At 71.8% G+C, this 17687-nt stretch carries 20 protein-coding genes and 1 pseudogene; 5 read left to right on the top strand and 16 right to left on the bottom strand.

The annotated features are described in order from the left end of the window. Window positions 1-44: 44 nt before the first annotated feature. From dprA to rpsP, 12 genes and pseudogenes are all read right to left on the bottom strand, one after another. Entirely contained in the window at window positions 45-1160 is a 1116-nt protein-coding gene (gene dprA, locus ASC77_RS04435; RefSeq protein WP_056149169.1) for a DNA-processing protein DprA, read from the bottom strand. After that, window positions 1157-2743, bottom strand: a complete 1587-nt coding sequence (locus tag ASC77_RS04440) for a YifB family Mg chelatase-like AAA ATPase (RefSeq protein WP_056149171.1) — start codon at window positions 2741-2743, stop codon at window positions 1157-1159. The genes dprA and ASC77_RS04440 overlap by 4 nt, the downstream gene beginning before the upstream one ends. Continuing rightward, window positions 2743-3117, bottom strand: a complete 375-nt coding sequence (locus tag ASC77_RS04445; protein WP_056149173.1) for a YraN family protein — start codon at window positions 3115-3117, stop codon at window positions 2743-2745. The genes ASC77_RS04440 and ASC77_RS04445 overlap by 1 nt, the downstream gene beginning before the upstream one ends. Window positions 3118-3227: 110 nt before the next feature. Next, window positions 3228-3536: a DUF2469 domain-containing protein gene (locus tag ASC77_RS04450; protein WP_056149176.1), complete on the bottom strand. Its 309-nt coding sequence runs from the start codon at window positions 3534-3536 to the stop codon at window positions 3228-3230. After that, window positions 3533-4228 (bottom strand): ribonuclease HII, encoded by a 696-nt coding sequence (locus ASC77_RS04455; protein WP_056149178.1) that lies wholly within the window; start codon window positions 4226-4228, stop codon window positions 3533-3535. Before ASC77_RS04455 ends, ASC77_RS04450 begins: the two co-directional genes overlap by 4 nt. 10 nt (window positions 4229-4238) lie before the next feature. Continuing rightward, the gene (gene lepB / locus ASC77_RS04460) at window positions 4239-5018 is read right to left on the bottom strand and encodes a signal peptidase I (RefSeq protein ID WP_082574441.1); all 780 of its coding nucleotides are present in this window, start codon (window positions 5016-5018) and stop codon (window positions 4239-4241) included. Between the two features lie 127 nt (window positions 5019-5145). After that, window positions 5146-5496: a 50S ribosomal protein L19 gene (rplS, locus tag ASC77_RS04465; RefSeq protein ID WP_056149180.1), complete on the bottom strand. Its 351-nt coding sequence runs from the start codon at window positions 5494-5496 to the stop codon at window positions 5146-5148. Window positions 5497-5701: 205 nt separating this feature from the next. Continuing rightward, window positions 5702-6172, bottom strand: coding sequence for a GNAT family N-acetyltransferase (locus tag ASC77_RS27360; protein WP_235547490.1), 471 nt, complete (start codon window positions 6170-6172; stop codon window positions 5702-5704). Window positions 6173-6184: 12 nt separating this feature from the next. Continuing rightward, window positions 6185-6856: pseudogene (gene trmD / locus ASC77_RS27365) on the bottom strand (tRNA (guanosine(37)-N1)-methyltransferase TrmD); the annotation flags it as partial. A gap of 3 nt (window positions 6857-6859) precedes the next feature. Then, a complete protein-coding gene (rimM, locus tag ASC77_RS04475) occupies window positions 6860-7405 on the bottom strand; it encodes a ribosome maturation factor RimM (RefSeq protein WP_200944885.1) in 546 nt (181 codons plus the stop codon). 80 nt (window positions 7406-7485) lie between these two features. Continuing rightward, a complete protein-coding gene (locus ASC77_RS04480; RefSeq protein WP_056149185.1) occupies window positions 7486-7728 on the bottom strand; it encodes an RNA-binding protein in 243 nt (80 codons plus the stop codon). A gap of 5 nt (window positions 7729-7733) precedes the next feature. Beyond that, window positions 7734-8282: a 30S ribosomal protein S16 gene (gene rpsP / locus ASC77_RS04485; protein ID WP_056149186.1), complete on the bottom strand. Its 549-nt coding sequence runs from the start codon at window positions 8280-8282 to the stop codon at window positions 7734-7736. A 195-nt stretch (window positions 8283-8477) separates the two neighbouring features. On the opposite strand from rpsP, the gene ASC77_RS04490 reads away from it, so the two are divergent. Genes ASC77_RS04490 through ASC77_RS04500 form a run of 3 tightly spaced genes read left to right on the top strand, consistent with a single transcriptional unit; the run spans window position 8478 to window position 10925 of the window. Then, the gene (locus tag ASC77_RS04490; protein WP_056149188.1) at window positions 8478-9065 is read left to right on the top strand and encodes a hypothetical protein; all 588 of its coding nucleotides are present in this window, start codon (window positions 8478-8480) and stop codon (window positions 9063-9065) included. 46 nt (window positions 9066-9111) lie between these two features. Then, window positions 9112-9927, top strand: coding sequence for a VanW family protein (locus ASC77_RS04495; protein ID WP_056149190.1), 816 nt, complete (start codon window positions 9112-9114; stop codon window positions 9925-9927). A gap of 32 nt (window positions 9928-9959) precedes the next feature. Beyond that, window positions 9960-10925, top strand: a complete 966-nt coding sequence (locus ASC77_RS04500) for a response regulator transcription factor (protein ID WP_056149192.1) — start codon at window positions 9960-9962, stop codon at window positions 10923-10925. Here the strand turns inward: ASC77_RS04500 and ASC77_RS04505 are convergent. Beyond that, on the bottom strand, window positions 10872-11948 hold the full coding sequence (locus ASC77_RS04505; RefSeq protein ID WP_056149194.1) for an amidohydrolase family protein: 1077 nt from the start codon (window positions 11946-11948) through the stop codon (window positions 10872-10874). The genes ASC77_RS04500 and ASC77_RS04505 overlap by 54 nt on opposite strands. Before the next feature lie 14 nt (window positions 11949-11962). Beyond that, window positions 11963-13945 (bottom strand): glycoside hydrolase family 3 protein, encoded by a 1983-nt coding sequence (locus tag ASC77_RS04510; protein WP_056149196.1) that lies wholly within the window; start codon window positions 13943-13945, stop codon window positions 11963-11965. Window positions 13946-14082: 137 nt separating this feature from the next. On the opposite strand from ASC77_RS04510, the gene ASC77_RS04515 reads away from it, so the two are divergent. Next, window positions 14083-15249 carry an ROK family transcriptional regulator gene (locus ASC77_RS04515; RefSeq protein WP_056149198.1) on the top strand — a complete coding sequence of 389 codons (1167 nt, stop codon included), beginning with the start codon at window positions 14083-14085 and terminating at the stop codon, window positions 15247-15249. A gap of 7 nt (window positions 15250-15256) precedes the next feature. On the opposite strand, the gene ASC77_RS04520 is transcribed toward ASC77_RS04515, so the two are convergent. Further along, a complete protein-coding gene (locus tag ASC77_RS04520; protein WP_056149200.1) occupies window positions 15257-15622 on the bottom strand; it encodes an NYN domain-containing protein in 366 nt (121 codons plus the stop codon). 113 nt (window positions 15623-15735) lie between these two features. Further along, window positions 15736-17301, bottom strand: coding sequence for a signal recognition particle protein (ffh, locus tag ASC77_RS04525; protein ID WP_056149202.1), 1566 nt, complete (start codon window positions 17299-17301; stop codon window positions 15736-15738). Window positions 17302-17383: 82 nt separating this feature from the next. Here ffh and ASC77_RS04530 point away from each other — a divergent pair, with 82 nt between their 5' ends. Beyond that, complete coding sequence (locus ASC77_RS04530; protein WP_056149204.1) at window positions 17384-17668, top strand: hypothetical protein; 285 nt, start codon at window positions 17384-17386, stop codon at window positions 17666-17668. Window positions 17669-17687: the final 19 nt, after the last annotated feature.

A 17687-nucleotide genomic window follows, 5' to 3' on the forward strand; every position in this document is an offset into this window, starting at 1 on the left:
CGACCTGCTCCGTCACGTCTCCACTCTAGGAACGCACCACCTGCTCAGTCGTGAGCCAGCGCGGCGAGCCGCCAGCCGTCCTCGTCGACCTCGACCATGCCGCGGACCTCCAGCTCCAGCAGCGCGGCGTGCGTGGCGTCCACCCCGAGCCCGATGACCCGGGAGATCGACGCCGAGGTGGCGCCGCGTGCGAGGGGCACGGCGTCGAGGACGAGCCGCTGCCGCTCGGTCAGCCCGTCGCGCGGACGGTCCTTGCCACGGGGGACGTCCAGCACGTGCTCGCCGGCGGCGCCGAGCATCTCGAGCACCTCTTCCCCCGACGTGACCAGGGTGGCGGCGCCGGTGCGGATCAGCTGGTGCACGCCGGCCGAGGCCGCGCTGCCGACAGGACCGGGCACGCCCATCAGGTGCCTGTTGAGACGCCCCGCCCAGTTGGCGGTGTTGAGCGCGCCGCTGCGCAGCGCCGCCTCGACGACCACCGTGCCTTCCGACAGCGCCGCGATGAGGCGGTTGCGGGCCAGGAACCGCACCCGCATCGGCGCTCCGCCGGGGACCGTCTCGGACACCACGGCGCCGGTGCGGGCGATGTGGTCGATCAGCTGCTGGTGGGCCTGCGGGTAGACCCGGTCGGCGCCGCACGCGAGCACCGCGATGGTCGGGCGGTCGACGGCGATCGCGCCGAGGTGCGCCGCCTGGTCGATGCCGAATGCCGCTCCGGACACGACCGGCCGACCGGATTCGGCGACCTGGGAGGCGAGGCCGCGCGCGACGTCGTCGCCGTACGTCGTGGCGGACCGGGAGCCGACCACGGCCAGGGACCCCGACAGACCGTCGAGCCGGAACGGTCCGCGGACCCACAACCCGAGCGGGATGCCACCGCGCCCCTGCACCGGCGCCGCCCCCACGAGGTCCTCGAGCGGGTCCGGCCACTCGTCGTCGCCGGGGACCACGAAGCGGAGTCCGGACCGCGCCGCGTCCTCGAGCTCGCGTTCGGGGTCGACGTCGGCCACCTGGGGCGCGACCAGCGGATCCGCCCGGAGATGGTCCAGGACGGCGACGGCACCCCGGTCGGCCACGGCGCCCAGCAGCGTCGCCCGCCCCGGCTCCGTGAGGCGTCCGAGCGCGACCCGGGCCAGGCGCTCGGCGTCGGAGGCGGTCACGACACGCGCGCCAGCATCGACAGGAGCATCGGGTCCCCGGTCCGCAGGCAGAGCGCGGCGGCCACCTCGTCGAGGCCGGGTCGGTCGACGCGGCGGAGGTCGGCCACCGTCCACGCGAGGCGGTGCACCCGGGTGGCGCCACGTCGGCTGAGGCGGCCGGCGTAGAGCTGGTCGTCGACCGCCTGCTGACCCGCCTTGCTGAGTGGCCATCGGTCACGCAGCACCGGCCCGGGCGCGTGCCCGTTGAGCCGCCAGCTCTCCGCGGCATACCGGTCCGCCTGACGGGCGCGCGCCGCGACCACCCGCTCCCGCACCTGCGTGGAGGATTCGGCCGTGACGAGGTCCGTGAGCGCGTCGCGTCGGCGCAGGGGCGGGAGGTGTCGCACGATGTCGACGCGATCGGCGACCGGGCCGGTGACCTTGTTGCGGTAGTCGCGACGCTGCACCTCCCGGCACGTGCACCGGTTGAGCCGGACGTCGCCGCTGAAGTCGCCGCACGGGCACGGGTTCGAGGCGAGCACGACCATCCCCCGAGCAGGTAGCGTCACCGACTCGTCGCGCCGGGCGACCGTCACGTCGCCACTCTCGAGCGGCTGGCGCAGGGCCTCGATCACGTCGGAGCGGAACAACGGGAACTCGTCGAGGAAGAGCACGCCGCAGTGGGCGCGACTCACCTCGCCCGGACGGACCGCGCCGGCGCCACCGCCGATGATGCTCGCCTTGCTCGCGTCGTGGTGGGGAGCCGAGAACGGCGGCCGCACCAGCATCCCCGCGGCGGGATCGAGGGTGCCGGCGAGCGAGTTGATCGCGCTGAGCTCGAGCGACTCGTCGGGGGTCAGATCCGGCAGGATCCCCGGGATCCGCTCGGCCAGGCTCGTCTTGCCCGAGCCCTTGGGGCCGGACAGGAGCAGGTGGTGGCCTCCGGCGGCCGCGACCTCGACCGCGTAGCGCGCATCGTCGATGCCGACCAGGTCCGCGAGGTCGAGCTCCTCCAAGCGCTCCTGACCCCGCCAGGAGAGCAGCCGCGCGCCGGACAGCGGCGCCACCGGGTCCGCCTCCGGCACCTCCTCGTCCCGCAGGATCGCGACCACCTGGGCGAGCGACCGGACGCCGAGGACGCTCATGTCGGGCACCATGGACGCCTCGGCGGCCTGCGGCTCGGGGACGAAGACGGCGCGGATGCCGCGCTCGGCCGCGGCGAGCACCATCGGCAGGGCGCCGGCGGTGGGGCGGAGGTTCCCGTCGAGCGTGAGCTCGCCGATGAACGCCGTGTCCACCATCGACGCGCCGGGGACCGCGCCGGCGGCCGCGAGCACCGAGACCGCCACGGCGAGGTCGAAGTGCGTGCCCCGCTTCAGCAGGTCGGCGGGCGAGAGCAGGATCGTGATCCGCTTCGTGGCCGGCCAGTCGAGGTGGCTGTTGATGATCGCCATCCGACAGCGGTCGCGGGCCTCCGTGATGGTGGTGTCGGCGCGTCCGACCATCGTCACCCCGGCCTGTCCTGGTGAGACGTCGGTCTGCACGTCGATGAGGTGACCGACGGCGCCGTGCAGGGACACGGTGTGGGCGGTGGCGAACGGCATCAGCCCACCCCCCGGACGTGCTCGACGATCGACGGACCTCGCCGCGGCCGCAGGATCGCCACCAGGTCGACGCGGACGTCGGGCACAGTCACCCCGTGCTCCTCCTGCCAGCAGGTGCCGAGACGTCGCAGCCGGTCGAGCTTGGCGTCGCTGATCGCCTCGTGGGGTGTGCCGTGGTCGACCGAGCTGCGCGTCTTGACCTCGCACACGACGAGCACGTCGCCGTCGCGGAGCACCAGGTCGATCTCACCCGCCGCGCAGCGCCAGTTGCGGTCGAGCACCGCCATCCCCCGCTCGACGAGGTGGCGCGCCGCCAGGTCCTCGCCGTACCTGCCCAAAGCGATCCGCGCCGCCGCCGTTGCCGTTCCAGTCATGTCCGAGACCTCCTGGCGCCAGCGTGGCTGGCGGCAGGGACGTCAGGGGCGCGGGTCGGGCGCGCTTGTGGAGAAGCCGGTCGGGGACGCGGCTGTGGAGAGAAAGTGGCTCAGCTCTTGGGGAGGTCGATCTCCGTCGGGCTGAGCTCCTCGACATTGACGTCCTTGAAGGTCAGCACCTTGACGTTCTTGGCGAAGCGGGCCGGGCGGTACATGTCCCACACCCACGCGTCGCTCATCGACACCTCGAAGAAGACGTCGCCGGCCTCGGTGCGCGCCTTCACGTCCACCTGGTTGCACAGGTAGAAGCGGCGATCCGTCTCGACGACGTACTTGAAGATGCCGACCACGTCGCGGTACTCGCGATAGAGCGTCAGCTCCATCTCGGTCTCGTACTTCTCGAGGTCCTCGGCGCTCACGACGCCGACTCTATCTCCGCGGCAACCTCGCCCACAGGCTCCAGGCCGGCGGCACGCCGGACGTTCACGAACCGCATCCGGTGCACCGGCGACGGGCCGTGCTCGAGGAGGGCGGCGGTGTGGACGTCGGTGATGTAGCCCTTGTGGGTCTTGAAGTCGTACGCCGGCCAGTCGGCGTCCAGGTCCGTCATGATCCGGTCGCGGGTGACCTTCGCAAGCACCGACGCCGCGGAGATGCAGGCCGCGACCCGGTCGCCCTTCCACACGGCCAGCCCGGGCACGCCGAGGCCGTCGACGGGGAACCCGTCGGTCAGCACGTACGCCGGCGGCAGGTCGAGCAGCGCCACGGCCCGTCGCAGCGCCTCGACGTTGGCCACGTGCATGCCGAGCCGGTCGCACTCCTCGTGCGAGATCGACACCACCGACCACGCGAGCGCCCGCTTGACCACCTGGTCGTAGCAGCGCTCGCGCGCCTTCTCGGTGAGCAGCTTGGAGTCGGCCAGCCCGGGGATGATCCCCGCCCTGCCCGGCGGCAGGATCGCCGCGCCGGCGACGAGCGGCCCGGCGCACGCACCGCGCCCGGCCTCGTCGACGCCCGCGATCGGCTCGATGCCGTGGCGTCGCAGGGCGCGCTCGTAGCCGTACAGTCCGGCGTCCCTCCGGACCGTGGAGCCGCGTGGCAGGGCGCTCACAGCGTGGACCTCAGCCGGCGTCGGGGACGTCCGCGAAGGTGTCGGGACGGTGGATGATCTTGAACCGGTCACTGGGCCAGAGCAGCACGAAGACCTTGCCGACGACGTCGTCCACGTCGACGTACGGGTTCTTGGTGCAGTCGGTGGCCTTGGGCTGGCACATGTGGAACGACGAGTCCGCGGAGTTGTTGCGGTTGTCGCCCATCACGAAGATCGAGCCCTTCGGGACCGGGCCTGCGGTCCAGTTGCCGTTGCAGTTGGTGACCATCGGGCCGTAGCAGGTCGCACCGCCGAGCCGGGCGTACTCCTTCTCGTTCAACGGCTGGCCGTTGACCGAGATGCGCCCCTGGTCGTCGCAGCACTTGATGACGTCGCCCTCGACGCCGATCACCCGCTTCACCAGGTGGCCGCCGGACGGGTAGAGGCCGACCTTCGAGAGGGTCTTGGCGACGGTGCCGGTCGGCCCGGCCGCCTCCTCGCCGCTGAGCCAGCCGCCCGGGTCCTTGAACACCACGATGTCGCCGCGCTCGGGACCGTCGAACCAGTACGACGGCTTCTCGACCAGGATCCGGTCGTTCTTGACCAGGCCCGGCTCCATCGACTCCGACGGGATGTAGAACGCCTGGACGAACAGCGCCTTGATCACGATGGCGAGCACGAGGGCGATGCCGAGGAGCAGGATCGTCTCCTGCCAGACCGGCAGGTGCTTCTTCTGCTTCTTGGCCGGCTTGCCCGGCTTCGCCGGCTCGGGGGCCGAGGCGTCTGCGGTGGGTTCTTCGGTGGTGCTCATGCCCTCGCCATCGTCGTGATCAGCGTCGTCGTCGGAAGCCACGCCCCAGAGTAGACGCAGGCCGCCAACACACGACGACCGCGACCCCGGTGTCGGGATCGCGGTCGTCGAGAAGGATCGGTGGAGCTCAGGCCTCGCGGCGCTCCTTGATCTTCGCCTTCTTGCCGCGCAGGTTGCGCAGGTAGTAGAGCTTCGCGCGGCGCACGTCGCCGCGGGTCACGACCTCGATCTGCTCGAAGATCGGGGAGTTCAGCGGGAAGGTGCGCTCGACGCCGACGCCGAAGGAGACCTTGCGGACGGTGAAGGTGCGGCCGATGCCCGAGCCGTGGATGCGGATCACGACACCCTGGAAGACCTGGATGCGGGAGCGGTTGCCCTCGACGACCTTCACGTGCACCTTGACGGTGTCACCGGCCCGGAATTCGGGGAGGTCGGAGCGCTTGATCGAGTTGCCGAGTTCGGCGATGACGTTCGTCATGGTGGTGTCTCTCCTCGCAGATGTCACAGGTCAGCCGCGGTACGGGGATCGGAGTTGATCTGGTGCAGTTGTAGGTCCAGCCGTGCTGGTCGGCGGCGCCGAGCTCCCCCTGTGACAGGAGTCGGAGCGGATCCCCCTCGGAGAGCTCCTCGGGGCGATCCCTGTTTGACCGGTAGGACCAAGGAGGAAGTCTGCCACAGGGGCGTCAGCGCGGACCAATCCGCTTGGTCATCCGCACCGCACCCGGGATCGGCTCGCCGGGCCGCAGCCGGTAGCCCGCCTTCTTGTAGATCCGCTGGTTGCGGAGGCTGCCAGCCCCCGTGAACAGCGTGTACGACGTGGCCCCGCCCGGCGCGAGCGCCTCGATCCGCTCCAGGAGGGTGCGGCCGAGACCACGGCCGGCGAGATCCGGAGCGACCATCAGGCGGCCGATCTCCCACTCCTCGTCGTCGAGGGACGCGCGTACGGCGCCGACGAGCCGGCCGGCCGACCGTGCGACGAGCACGGTGTCGCGGGCGAGCCAGGAGCGCAGGTCGTCGTAGGTCTCGTGCAGCGCGGGGATCCGGACGCCGGGGTTGTCGTGCTGCTCGGCCACCCAGCAGGCGAGCTGGAGCACGTAGAGCTCCCCCGCGTCTGCGGGCTCGGCGGGACGGATCTCGACGTCCTCGAGCAGCACGGAGGCGTGGGCGAGGTCGGGCCGCCGCTCCGCCGTACGCCGGACCGCCTGGTCGCGCCGCCACGCGGCGATCGCGCCGTGGTCCCCGGACAGCAGGACGGGCGGCACCTCGCGGTCGCGCCAGGTCGCGGGTTTGGTGAAGACGGGGTACTCCAGCAGCCCGTCCTCGTGGGACTCCTCGACCAGCGACTCGGCGTTGCCCATGAAGCCGGGCACCAGCCGGACGACGGCCTCGGTGATCGCCAGCGCCGCGACCTCTCCCCCGTTGAGCACGTAGTCGCCGAGCGAGATCTCGCGGACCTCGGCCCGGGTCGCGACCTCGTCGAGCACCCGCTGGTCGATGCCCTCGTAGCGACCGCACGCGAAGACGAGCCGCTCCTTGGTCGCCAGCTCCCGCGCGACGGCCTGGGTGAACGGCCGGCCGGACGGCGTCGTGAAGACGACCGTCGCGTCGCCGTCCGCGAGCAGCTCGTCGAACGCGGCACCCCACGGCTCCGGCTTCATCACCATGCCGGCGCCGCCGCCGTACGGCGTGTCGTCGACCGTGCGGTGCCGGTCGGTCGTCCAGGCGCGCAGGTCGTGCACGCGGACGTCGATCAGGCCCTTGTCGCGCGCCTTGCCCGCGAGCGAGAGCCCGAGCGGGGCGAGGTAGTCGGGGAAGATCGTGAGGACGTCGATGCGCACGGCTCAGTCGTCCTCGGGAAGCGGTGCGACCAGGCCGGGCCGGTCCGCGACGACCACCCGGCCACCGGCGACGTCGACCTCGGGCACCAGTGCCTTCACGAACGGCACCAGGGTGCTGCGACCGTCGGTCGCCCTGATCGCCAGCAGGTCCTGGGCGCCGTGGACGAGCCCGGTGACCTCGCCCAGCAGCGTGCCGTCGACGTCGTGCACGGCGAGCCCCACCAGCTGGTGGTCGTAGTACTCGTCAGGGTCGTCGGGCGAGGCGTCGGCCGCGACCGTGGCGTACAGCAGGATCCCGCGGGCGGCCTCGGCGGCGGTGCGGTCGGGGACCTCCTCGAAGCGGGCGAGCAGGACCCCGGAGTGCCAGCGGGTGCTCGCCACGGTCAGCGTCCTCAGGGTCGTGGCCGACCCGGACGGCGCCTCCACGACCAGCACGCTGCCCGGCGCGAACCGGCGCTCCGGCTCGTCGGTGCGGACGTTGATCGTCACGTCGCCGCGCAGCCCGTGCGCCTTGCCGATGCGACCGACCAGGACGTCGATGTTCTCCACGGTTTCCTCTCGCTCTGCTGCCCAAATGCCGAATGGGTGCCGCCCCGGAGGGCGACACCCATTCAAGCGGTTCGTTCGACCTAGCGACGACGGTCCACGTCGACGAAGTCGATCCGGGCCCCGCCCCGTCCCGCCAGGGCGGAGATGACGGTGCGGAAGGCCGACGCGGTGCGCCCGCCACGCCCGATGACCTTGCCCAGGTCGTCGGGGTGCACGCGCACCTCCAGGATCGAGCCGCGACGCAGCTGCTTGTCGCGCACGACCACGTCGTCGGGGTGTTCGACGACACCACGCACCAGGTGCTCGAGCGCCTCGGCGAGCATGGCGGTCAGGACTCGGTCTTCTCGGCGTCGGCCTCGGCGACCTCGGCCTCAGCGGCAGGAGCCTCGGCGGCGGGGGTCTCCTCGGCCGGGGTCTCCGCGGCGGGAGCCTCCTCGGCGGGGGTCTCCTCGGCGGCAGGCGCCTCCTCGGCCGGCTTCTCCTCGGCCTTCTTCTTCGCGGCCTTCTTGGTCACCGCGTCGCCCTTGGGCGCGCTGGCGGCATCCTTGAGAGCCTCGTTGAAGAGGTCCAGCTTGCTCGGCTTGGCCTCGGCCACCTTGAGGGTGCCCTCGGTGCCGGACATGCCCTTGAAGGTCTGCCAGTCACCGGTGATGGTGAGGATCTTGGCGACGGCGTCGGACGGCTGCGCGCCGACACCCAGCCAGTACTGCACCCGGTCGGAGACGACGTCGATGTACGACGGGTCCTCCTTGGGGTGGTACTTGCCGATCTCCTCGATGACCTTGCCGTCGCGCTTCTTGCGCGAGTCGACGACGACGATGCGGTACTGCGGGACCCGGACCTTGCCCAGGCGCTTCAAACGGATCTTGACGGCCACGTTTGTGGTGTCTCCTCAGGAGTATGTGTGGTGATGAAGGCTCCGGGACCAGGTGGGGAAAGCACCGACCGGTTCCTTCGATGGGCACTGCGACGCTCGGGTGAGAGGGTCCGGGCGCGCAGGACTCAGCTAGCAAGTTTGCCAGACGGCGTGCCCGACCGGGAAATCGACCGCGGAATCGGGCAGAGTCGGCCCATGAGCCAGCCGCCGCCGTCCTCCCCGGTGCCGTCGGGCTACCCGCCCGGCCAGCCGCCGATCCCGCAGAAGTACCGGCCCAGCGCGTGGTGGTTCGTGCTCGGCGGCGGGCTCGTCGTCGCCGCCCTCCTGGCCGGCATCGGGCTCTTCGTCTGGACGCTGTCCGCGTTCTTCCAGACCGACGCGTCCCTGCCTGCGGACGGAGCCGCACACCAGGTCGGCGTGGGCACCGACGGCGACCGGCTGCTGTGGCGCGACTCCGCCGTCTTCGACCCCGGCTGCGTGGTCGTGGACGACGCCACCGGCCAGGAGATCGACCTGCGCCCGGTCACCAGCCAGATGACCAAGGACTTCGGCGAGGGAGAGTGGACGGCGGCCTACCGCTTCGATCCCGGCTCCGGATCGCTCGAGGTGACGTGCACCGCAGGCGGCGGGGTCCAGATCGGGCCGGCACCGAGCGTCGCCGGGTTCGTCGGCGGGATCATCGCCACGATCGCGGTGCCGTCCCTCCTCGGGCTCTTCGGCCTCGCGACGCTGATCGTCACCGGGATCATGTGGGCGAGCCGACCGGCGCGCCCGAAGGGCTGACCACCGGGCGCCACAACCGCGGGCCGCCCTGGGGCGTCCCACCGGCATGACCCCCTCGCAACGCCTGCCGTGGCTGCGACCCGCGGCCGTCCTGGCGCACCGGACCCGGCGCCGCGCGAGCTGGCTGCTGAGCGGCCCCCTCCACGGGACCGTGTGGGCGTCGTACCGCTCCCCCGACGACCTGCCGGTGCGCCTCCAGCGGCACGGCTCCCTGCTGCTGCGCGAGCTGACGGGTGCCGACATGGCGCTCCAGCACAACAAGGTCGTGAACCTCCGGCTCGCGTCGGCCCGCGTGGACCGGCTGGTGCTCCGGCCCGGCGAGACGTTCTCGTTCAACAAGGTCGTCGGCAACTGCACGCGCCGCAAGGGATACATCGAGGGGATGCGGCTCTCGGACGGCGCCCCCGCACCCGGCGTCGGCGGCGGCATCTGCCAGCTCGCGAACCTGCTGCACTGGATGGTGCTGCACTCGCCGCTGACCGTGCTCGAGCGGTCGGAGCACAGCTTCGACCCGTTCCCCGACAACGGCCGGGTGCTGCCCTGGGGCGTGGGCTGCTCGATCGCCTACAACTACGTCGACCTCGTGGTCCGCAACGACACCGCGACGACGTTCCAGCTGCGCACGTGGGTCGGCGAGCGGCACCTGCGCGGCGAGCTCCGCGCCGACCGCGCACTGCCGGTGACCTACTCGATCGAGGCCCGCGACGAGCGGTTCGAGCGGGGCGACGACGGGCTCGTCCGTCGGAGCAACGAGATCTGGCGCACCACCACCGACCGGGGTACGGGCGAGGTCGTCGGGACCGAGCTGGTGCGCCGCAACCGGGCGGTCGTGAAGTACCCGGTGGGCGTGTCGCTCGCCTGACAGAACGTCCTCGGGCTGTGATACTCCGTCGAGTGTCTGCAGCACTCGGGGGCTCCGTCGGCCCGGTCGCGCTCGTCGTCGAGGACGACGAGGACACGACCGCGCTGCTCGAGGTGGTGCTGACCCAGGCGGGGTTCTCGGTCGTCACGGCCGACAACGGCGCCGACGGCATCGCCCTGGCGCGCGAGCACCGGCCGGCGCTGGCCACCATCGACGTGACGATGCCGGAGATGGACGGCCTCGAGGCCACCCGCCGGATCCGCGAGTTCAGCTCGACCTACATCGTTATCATCAGCAGCCGCTCCCAGGAGTCCGACATCCTCGCCGGCTTCGACGCCGGCGCTGACGACTACGTCCCCAAGCCGATCCGACCGGTCGAGCTGCGCGCCCGCCTCTCCGCGGTCGCCCGGCGGCCCACGACCGAGATCGTGGACGGCCCCACCCCCGCACTGGCCGGGTGGCAGGCGGCCGACGAGGACGCCGCACGCTCGGAGTTCCTGCGCCAGGTCGCCGCCGGCCAGCCCCTCGAGGACCTCGGCGGCGACGAGGCCGACGACGAAGAGGACTCCGGCAAGGACGGCCGCGAGGGCATGCTCGAGATCGGCATGCGCTTCGTCGGCGGCTGGATCGAGTTCCGCGGGCTGCGGATCAACCCGGCGCGCGGCATCGTCGTCGTCGACGACCGGCTCGTCGACCTGCCGCCCGAGCAGGTCGAGCTGCTCGAGGTGCTGATGTACGCCGGCAGCCGGACGCTCAGCGCCCGGCAGCTCGCCCTGCGGGTGCGCCACCAGACCGAGGAGACCGCGACCACGACGCACCGGCAGGACGAGCGCTGGATCGACGCGCTGATGGCGGGGCTGCGCTTCCAGGTCAAGGACGACGGCCCGACGCCGCGGTGGTTCGAGGTGCTCCCCCGGGCCAAGTACCGCCTGGTGAAGCCGACCTCAGACGACGACGCCGCGGAGCACGACGCAGGCGGGACGCAGCAGGACCGATAGGTCGGCCAGCGGGTCGGCGTCGTAGACCACGAAGTCGGCCGGTGCGCCCTCGGCGAGATCGGCGTTCCATCCCAGCCACTCCCGCGCGCGCCAGGAGGCGGCGCCGAGCGCGTAGTCCCGCGGCAGGCCCATCGCCGCCAGCCCGATCACCTCGCCGGCCAGGTTGCCGTGGCGGCTCACCCCGCCGTTGTCCGAGCCCGCGTAGAGCGGCACACCGGCGTCGTACGCCGCCATCAGCGTGTCGCGGCGGTGCACGAAAAGGTCGGTCATGGTGCGCGAGTACGCCGGGAACCGCTCGCGACCCGACCACGCGTACTCGGGGAACTTCTCGGTCTGCATCACGGTCGGCACCAGCGCGACCTGACGCTCGGCCATCACCGCGAGGTGCTCCTCGGCCAGCCCGGTGCCGTGCTCGATGCAGTCGATGCCCGCCTCGAGCAGCCCGGTGAGGACGTCGCTGCCGAAGCAGTGCGCGGTGACCTGGGCGCCGTGCTCGTGGGCGGCGGCGATCGCGGCGGCGAAGTCGGCGGCCGGGAAGGACGGCGTCAGGTCTCCGTCGTCACGTGAGATCCAGTCCCCCACGAGCTTGACCCAGCCGTCGCCGTTGCGGGCCTCCTGGGCGACGTACGCCGTGAGGTCGGCGGGCTCGACCTCGTGCGCGTAGCCGCGCAGGTAGCGCTTGGTGCGCGCGATGTGGCGCCCGGCCCGGATCAGCCGGGGCAGGTCGTCGCGCTCCTGCACCCAGCGGGTGTCGACGGGCGAGCCGCAGTCGCGGATCAGCAGGGTGCCGCCGTCGCGGTCCTCGATCGCCTGCTGCTCGGTCTCCTCGTCGCTGATGGCGCCGTGCTCGCCGAGCCCCAGGTGGCAGTGGGCGTCCACGAGCCCCGGCACGATCCAGCCGTCGACGGCGCGCTCGGCGCCGGCGACCGGCTCGTAGGTGACGGTGTCCCCGACGACGAACAGCTCACGCCGTTCGCCGTCGGGGAGCACCGGACCGGAGAACTTCAGCACGGGAGCAGCCATGCCCCCGGACGGTACTACCGGGTGCTGAGGCCGAACCCGTAGCGGTAGAGCGGGTCGTACTTCGTGTCGCCGACGTTGATCGGCTCCTGGGCGACCGTGCGCGGCCAGGTGACCGGCAGCTTGCCGATGAACGGGCTGCGGCCGTAGAGAACGTCGGCGACACCGCCGCCCTCGCTGCCCGGCAGCCACGACGCCACGAGCGCGTCGGTCTGGGTGAGCAGCGCCGGCGGGATGATGATCGGCCGGCCGGAGACGACCAGCACCGTGCAGGACACCGTCCGCGCGCAGACCGTGCGGATCGCCTGCTTGTCAGCCGTGCTCAGCTCCATCGTCTGCTTCTGGCGCGGCTGGCCGGCGTCGCCCGGGTCGTAGGCCCACTGCGGGCCGCCGACGTCGCCGAAGCCCTCGGCGTACGGCGTCTCGCCGACCACCACGACCCCGACCGCCTTGCGCGGGACCCGCTTGCTCGCGTCGACGCTGTAGACGACGTCGCCCTTGGCGGCCTTCTCGATGCCGTCCAGGATCGTCTGCCCGGGGATCACGTTGGTCGAGCCGCCCTGCCAGGTGAGCGTCCAGCCGCCGGCCTGGTTGCCGATGTTGTCGGCGTTGCTGCCGGCGACGTAGACGGTGTCCTTGGCCTTGAGCGGGAGGGTCCGCTGCTTGTTGCGCAGCAGCACCTGACTCTCGGCGACGGCGCGGCGAGCGACGGCGCGGTGCGCCGTGCTGCCGATGTCACCGATGTGGGTGCGGTCGGTGAGCGGGTGCTCGAAGAGGCCGAGGTCGAACTTGGCCTTCAGGATCCGCGAGACGGCGTCGTCGATGCGCGCCATCGGGACCTCACCGGCGTTCACGAGGTCGGTCAGGGTCGGGATGAACTCGTCCCAGCCGGTGGGGTTGTTGGGCGCCTGGATCGGCTCCATGTACATGTCGATGCCGGCCAGCACCGCGGCCTTCACCTGCGCGCGGTAGTCGCCCGGCAGCTGCCGGATGCCGCGCCAGTCGGTGATGACGAAGCCCTTGAACCTCTGCTGGATCTTGAGCCAGCCGGTGATCAGCTGCTTGTTGCCGTGCATCTTCACGGCGTCGGCGGTGGAGCCGCCGTTGAAGTCCGTGCTCGAGAAGGACGGCATGACCGAGCCGACGTGGTGCTCCTTGATCGCCGGCACGTACGGCGAGAGCGCGAGCTGGTCGAACTCCTTGCGGGTGACGCGGTCGATGCCCTGGTCGATCGGGTACGCGCCGGTGCCGGCCGCGGCCTCGTCGTACGACGTGAGGCCGTCGCCGGCGAAGTGCTTGGCGGTCGCGAGCACCCGGTCCGCGTGGTCGAGCTGGCCGGGCTTGCCCTGCAGGCCGTCGATCGCGGTCTCCATCGACTTCACGAGCCGCGCCGTCTCGCCGAAGCTCTCGTAGGTGCGGCCCCAGCGGTCGTCGCGGGCCACGCAGATGCACGGCGCGAAGGCCCACTGCGGACCGGAGGCGCGGGTCTCCTCGGCGGTGATCTGGCCGATCTTCTCGACCAGCTTCGGGTCGCGGGTCGCGCCCAGGCCGATGTTGTGCGGGAAGACGGTCGCGCCGAGCAGGTTGCCGTGGCCGTGCACGGAGTCGACGCCGTAGATGAGCGGGATCCCGAGCCGGGTGGCGAGCGCCGCCTGCTGGTAGCGGTCGACCATGTCGGCCCAGGCCTCGGGCGTGTTCGACGCGGGCACCGAGCCTCCGCCCGAGAGCACGCTGCCGAGCGCGTTCGTGGTGATGAGCGACGGGTCGGCGTCGACGTCGATGCGCTCGGCCTGGGTCATCTGGCCGATCTTCTCCGCCAGGGTCATCCGGCCGAGCAGGTCGTCGACGCGCTGCGCGGTCGGGAGGGTCGGGTCCTGGTAGGGCAGGGTGTCGTCGCCTACCGCCGGCGACGTGGGTTGCAGGAGCGCGACGGCGAGAGCGCCGCCGGCGAGTGCGGCGAGCACCGAGGCCCGCCGCCGTGAAGAGGGGTCGTTGAACATGCCTTCTCCTTGCCGAGATCAAGGGTGGGGTGACGCTCGTCACGCTAGGAACCGGATACGTCCGGGTCAATGCGTAAAGATCGAGAGGCAACGCCTTGTTTGTCCATCTTCCGGATGAATGGGCCTAGGCTCCCGGGATGGTCACCACGGGAGCGTTGGAGCGGCTGCGCGAGACCAACCGGCGCGCGATCACCAGCCTGCTGGCCGGCGACGGCCCGATGAGCCGTGCCGACCTGGCCCGCGGCACCGGGCTCTCGCGGACCACGATCTCCAGCCTGGTCAGCGACCTGATCGCGGGCGGCGAGGTCGTCGAGACGACCGACCGCGGCCGACCGCACAAGGGCGGCAGCGGCCGTCCGCCGCTCCTCGTCGCCCTCAGCACGCCGCACGGCGTGGTCGCCGGCGTGGACATCGGGCACGGGCACGTGCGGGTCGCCGTCGCGGACCGTGGCGGCGCGGTGCTCGCCGAGGAGACCGACCTGCTCGACGTCGACGAGCACGGCATCGACGCGCTCGACCGGGCCGCGCGGATGGTCCGGGACGGCCTCGCCGCCGCCGGTGTGGGCCGTACCGACCTGCACGGCGTCGGCATGTGCGTCCCGGCCCCGCTGGACCGGCGCTCGGCCCGCATCCGCACCGGGATCATGCCCGGCTGGCGGCACCTCTCCCCCGGCGAGGAGCTGCACCGCCGGCTCGACGTCCCGGTGTTCGCCGACAACGACGCCAACCTCGGCGCCCTGGCCGAGCTGGGCCACGGCGCTGCGCGCGGGATGACCGACGTCCTCTACGTGAAGGTCGCCAGCGGTCTCGGCGCCGGGATCGTGCTCGGCGGCCGGCTGCACCGCGGCGCGACCGGGATCGCCGGCGAGATCGGCCACGTCCAGGTCGGCGAGGACGGCCAGGTCTGCCGCTGCGGCAACCGCGGGTGCCTCGAGACCGTGGTCTCGGCGCCCCGGCTGGTGGCGCTGCTGCAGCCGGCGTACGACGAGGAGCTGTCGGTCGAGAGCATCCTCGACCTCGACGCGCACGACGACGCCGGCGTACGCCGGGTGCTGAGCGATGCCGGGCTCTCGGTAGGCCGCGCGCTCGCCGACCTGTGCAACAGCCTCAACCCCGAGGCGATCCTGCTCGGCGGCTCGCTCGGCACGTCTCCCTCGCTGGCGCTGGGCGTGCGCGCCGCCGTGGACCGCTACGCCCAGCCCGACACCGCCGCCGCCGTCCGGGTGGTCGCCGGCGAGCTCGGCGACCGGGCCGAGGTGATCGGCGCCGTGTCGCTGGCCATCGCACGGGTCGCGGCGTCCTGAGCACCGGCTAGAGCTGGTCGAGCAGCCAGGACGGGCTGAGCGCCTGGGCGCCGACTCCCCCGACCCGCGCCTGGAGGAACCGGTCGGCGGTCACCACGACCACGCGCCCACCCCGCTCGGCCGCGACCCGGGCCTGCTCGACGATCGTGTCGTCGCCGGCGCCCTTCGCGTGCACGGTGCGGACGTGCCCGTCACGGCCGGCCCGCACGCCGCCCTTCGCCTGACCCTCGAGGACCAGCACGATCTCGTCGTACACCGTGTCCGCGACCAGCAGCGCCTCGTGCAGCCGACGCGCCGCGCCGGCGCGGTCCTTCCACCAGCCGTCCGGGCGACTGCCGACGACGTTGGCGCCGTCGACGACGAGGGTCTGCATCCGGCCTCCGGAAGAGCTTCATCGGCCGGCCGACGTTTCTCACGCCTGGACGATGAAGCTTCGTCGTCCAAGGAGGAGTTTCATCGGCCGGCCGATGAAACTCTCGCGACGGTCTACTTGAGGTACTTGGAGAAGTCCTTGGGCAGGTTGAGCGCGGCGGCGGCCTTCTCGTAGTCGACCGGCTCGTCGGAGGCGGGCGTGCCGAACGGGTTGCCCGGGTTGGCCGCCTTCTCCTTCGCGGCGGCGGCCTCCTGGGCGGCCTTGGCCGGGTTGCCGGAGCGCTTCGCGCCCTTGCCCTTCTTCTGCTGCGGCTTGGTCTTGGAGCGCTTGGGCCCGCCCATGCCGGGCATGCCCGGCATCCCGGGCATGCCGCCGCCCTTGGCCATCGACATCATCATCTTGCGGGCCTCGAAGAAGCGGTCCACGAGCTGGTTGACGTCGGAGACCTGCCGGCCGGAGCCCTTGGCGATCCGGGCGCGGCGCGAGCCGTCGATCATCTTCGGGTTGGCGCGCTCGGCCGGGGTCATCGACTGGATGACGGCTTGGATGCGGTCGATCTCGCGCTCGTCGAAGTTCTCGAGCTGGTCGCGGAACTGCCCCATCCCGGGCAGCATCCCCATGATCTTGGACATCGAGCCGAGCTTGCGGACCTGCTGCATCTGCTCGAGGAAGTCGTCGAGGGTGAACTCGCCGCCCTGGCCCGTCAGCTTGGCCGCAGCCTTGGCGGCCTGCTCGCTGTCGAAGGCCTTCTCGGCCTGCTCGATCAGGGTCATCACGTCACCCATGTCGAGGATGCGCGAGGCCATGCGGTCGGGGTGGAAGAGGTCGAAGTCGGTCATCTTCTCGCCGTTGGAGGCGAACATGACCGGCTTCCCGGTGATCGAGGCGATCGACAGGGCCGCACCACCGCGGGCGTCACCGTCGAGCTTCGTCAGGACGACGCCGTCGTACCCGACCCCGTCGAGGAACGCCTGGGCGGTCGAGACGGCGTCCTGGCCGATCATCGCGTCGACGACGAAGAGCACCTCGTCGGGCTGGACGGCGTCGCGGATGTCGGCGGCCTGCTTCATCAGCTCGGCGTCGACGCCCAGACGGCCGGCCGTGTCGACGATGACCGTGTCGTGCAGCGTGCGCTTCGCCTCGGCGACGGCGTCGCGCGCCACCTGCACCGGGTTGCCCACGCCGTTGCCGGGCTCCGGGGCGAAGACGGTGACGCCGACCCGCTCGCCGTTGACCTGGAGCTGGTTGACCGCGTTGGGTCGCTGGAGGTCCGCGGCCACGAGCATCGGCGAGCGACCCTGCTCCTTGAGCCACAGCGCGAGCTTGGCCGCCAGCGTCGTCTTGCCGGCACCCTGGAGGCCGGCGAGCATGATGACCGTCGGCCCGGTCTTGGCGTAGCGCAGCCGACGGGTCTCGCCGCCGAGGATGTTGACGAGCTCGTCGTTGACGATCTTGACGACCTGCTGGGCGGGGTTCAGCGCACCGCTGACCTCCTCGCCGCGGGCGCGCTCCTTGACCGCGCCGACGAACTCCTTGACCACCGGGAGGGCGACGTCCGCCTCCAGCAGCGCGATGCGGATCTCGCGCGCCGTGGCGTCGATGTCGGCCTCGGAGAGGCGACCTTTCCCGCGCAGGTTCTTGAAGGTGTCGGCGAGCCGGTCGGAGAGTGTGGCGAACAAGTGCTGGTCCTGGGTGCTCGGACGGTCAGAGACTGAGTCGTAAGCCTAACCGGCAGGCCCTGGTACGCCGTACGCTGGCGGCATGCTCATCGTCGCGGCCTGCATCGGCAGCGTGCTGCTCCTCGCCCTCATCGTGTGGATGGGCACGCACATGGTGTCGCACCCCGACCCGAACGCGGGCGCCATCGGCGGCGGCGTCGGCGCGGGTCTCGGCATGTTCGACCCGGGTGCCGCCCGGGCGCGCGAGGAGGTCGACGACAAGAAGAACCAGGCCGAGATCCTCCCCACGCCCGACGACGACGACGAGCACCCGCGGTGGAAGGTCGACCTGCACCGCGGCACGGTGAAGATCCCCCGGCCGAAGTAGCTCTCAGCCGACCTGGCCT

The sequence above is a fragment of the Nocardioides sp. Root1257 genome (genome assembly GCF_001425175.1).
Taxonomy (GTDB): Bacteria; Actinomycetota; Actinomycetes; order Propionibacteriales; family Nocardioidaceae; genus Nocardioides.

Coding starts and splice junctions, on each gene's coding strand:
- ASC77_RS04440 (WP_056149171.1), bottom strand. CDS start 2,743: ATGCCGTTCGCCACCGCCCACACCGTGTCCCTGCACGGCGCCGTCGGT.
- ASC77_RS04445 (WP_056149173.1), bottom strand. CDS start 3,117: ATGACTGGAACGGCAACGGCGGCGGCGCGGATCGCTTTGGGCAGGTAC.
- lepB (WP_082574441.1), bottom strand. CDS start 5,018: ATGAGCACCACCGAAGAACCCACCGCAGACGCCTCGGCCCCCGAGCCG.
- rplS (WP_056149180.1), bottom strand. CDS start 5,496: ATGACGAACGTCATCGCCGAACTCGGCAACTCGATCAAGCGCTCCGAC.
- ASC77_RS04480 (WP_056149185.1), bottom strand. CDS start 7,728: ATGCTCGCCGAGGCGCTCGAGCACCTGGTGCGTGGTGTCGTCGAACAC.
- ASC77_RS04490 (WP_056149188.1), top strand. CDS start 8,478: ATGAGCCAGCCGCCGCCGTCCTCCCCGGTGCCGTCGGGCTACCCGCCC.
- ASC77_RS04495 (WP_056149190.1), top strand. CDS start 9,112: ATGACCCCCTCGCAACGCCTGCCGTGGCTGCGACCCGCGGCCGTCCTG.
- ASC77_RS04505 (WP_056149194.1), bottom strand. CDS start 11,948: ATGGCTGCTCCCGTGCTGAAGTTCTCCGGTCCGGTGCTCCCCGACGGC.
- ASC77_RS04510 (WP_056149196.1), bottom strand. CDS start 13,945: ATGTTCAACGACCCCTCTTCACGGCGGCGGGCCTCGGTGCTCGCCGCA.
- ASC77_RS04515 (WP_056149198.1), top strand. CDS start 14,083: ATGGTCACCACGGGAGCGTTGGAGCGGCTGCGCGAGACCAACCGGCGC.
- ASC77_RS04520 (WP_056149200.1), bottom strand. CDS start 15,622: ATGCAGACCCTCGTCGTCGACGGCGCCAACGTCGTCGGCAGTCGCCCG.
- ASC77_RS04530 (WP_056149204.1), top strand. CDS start 17,384: ATGCTCATCGTCGCGGCCTGCATCGGCAGCGTGCTGCTCCTCGCCCTC.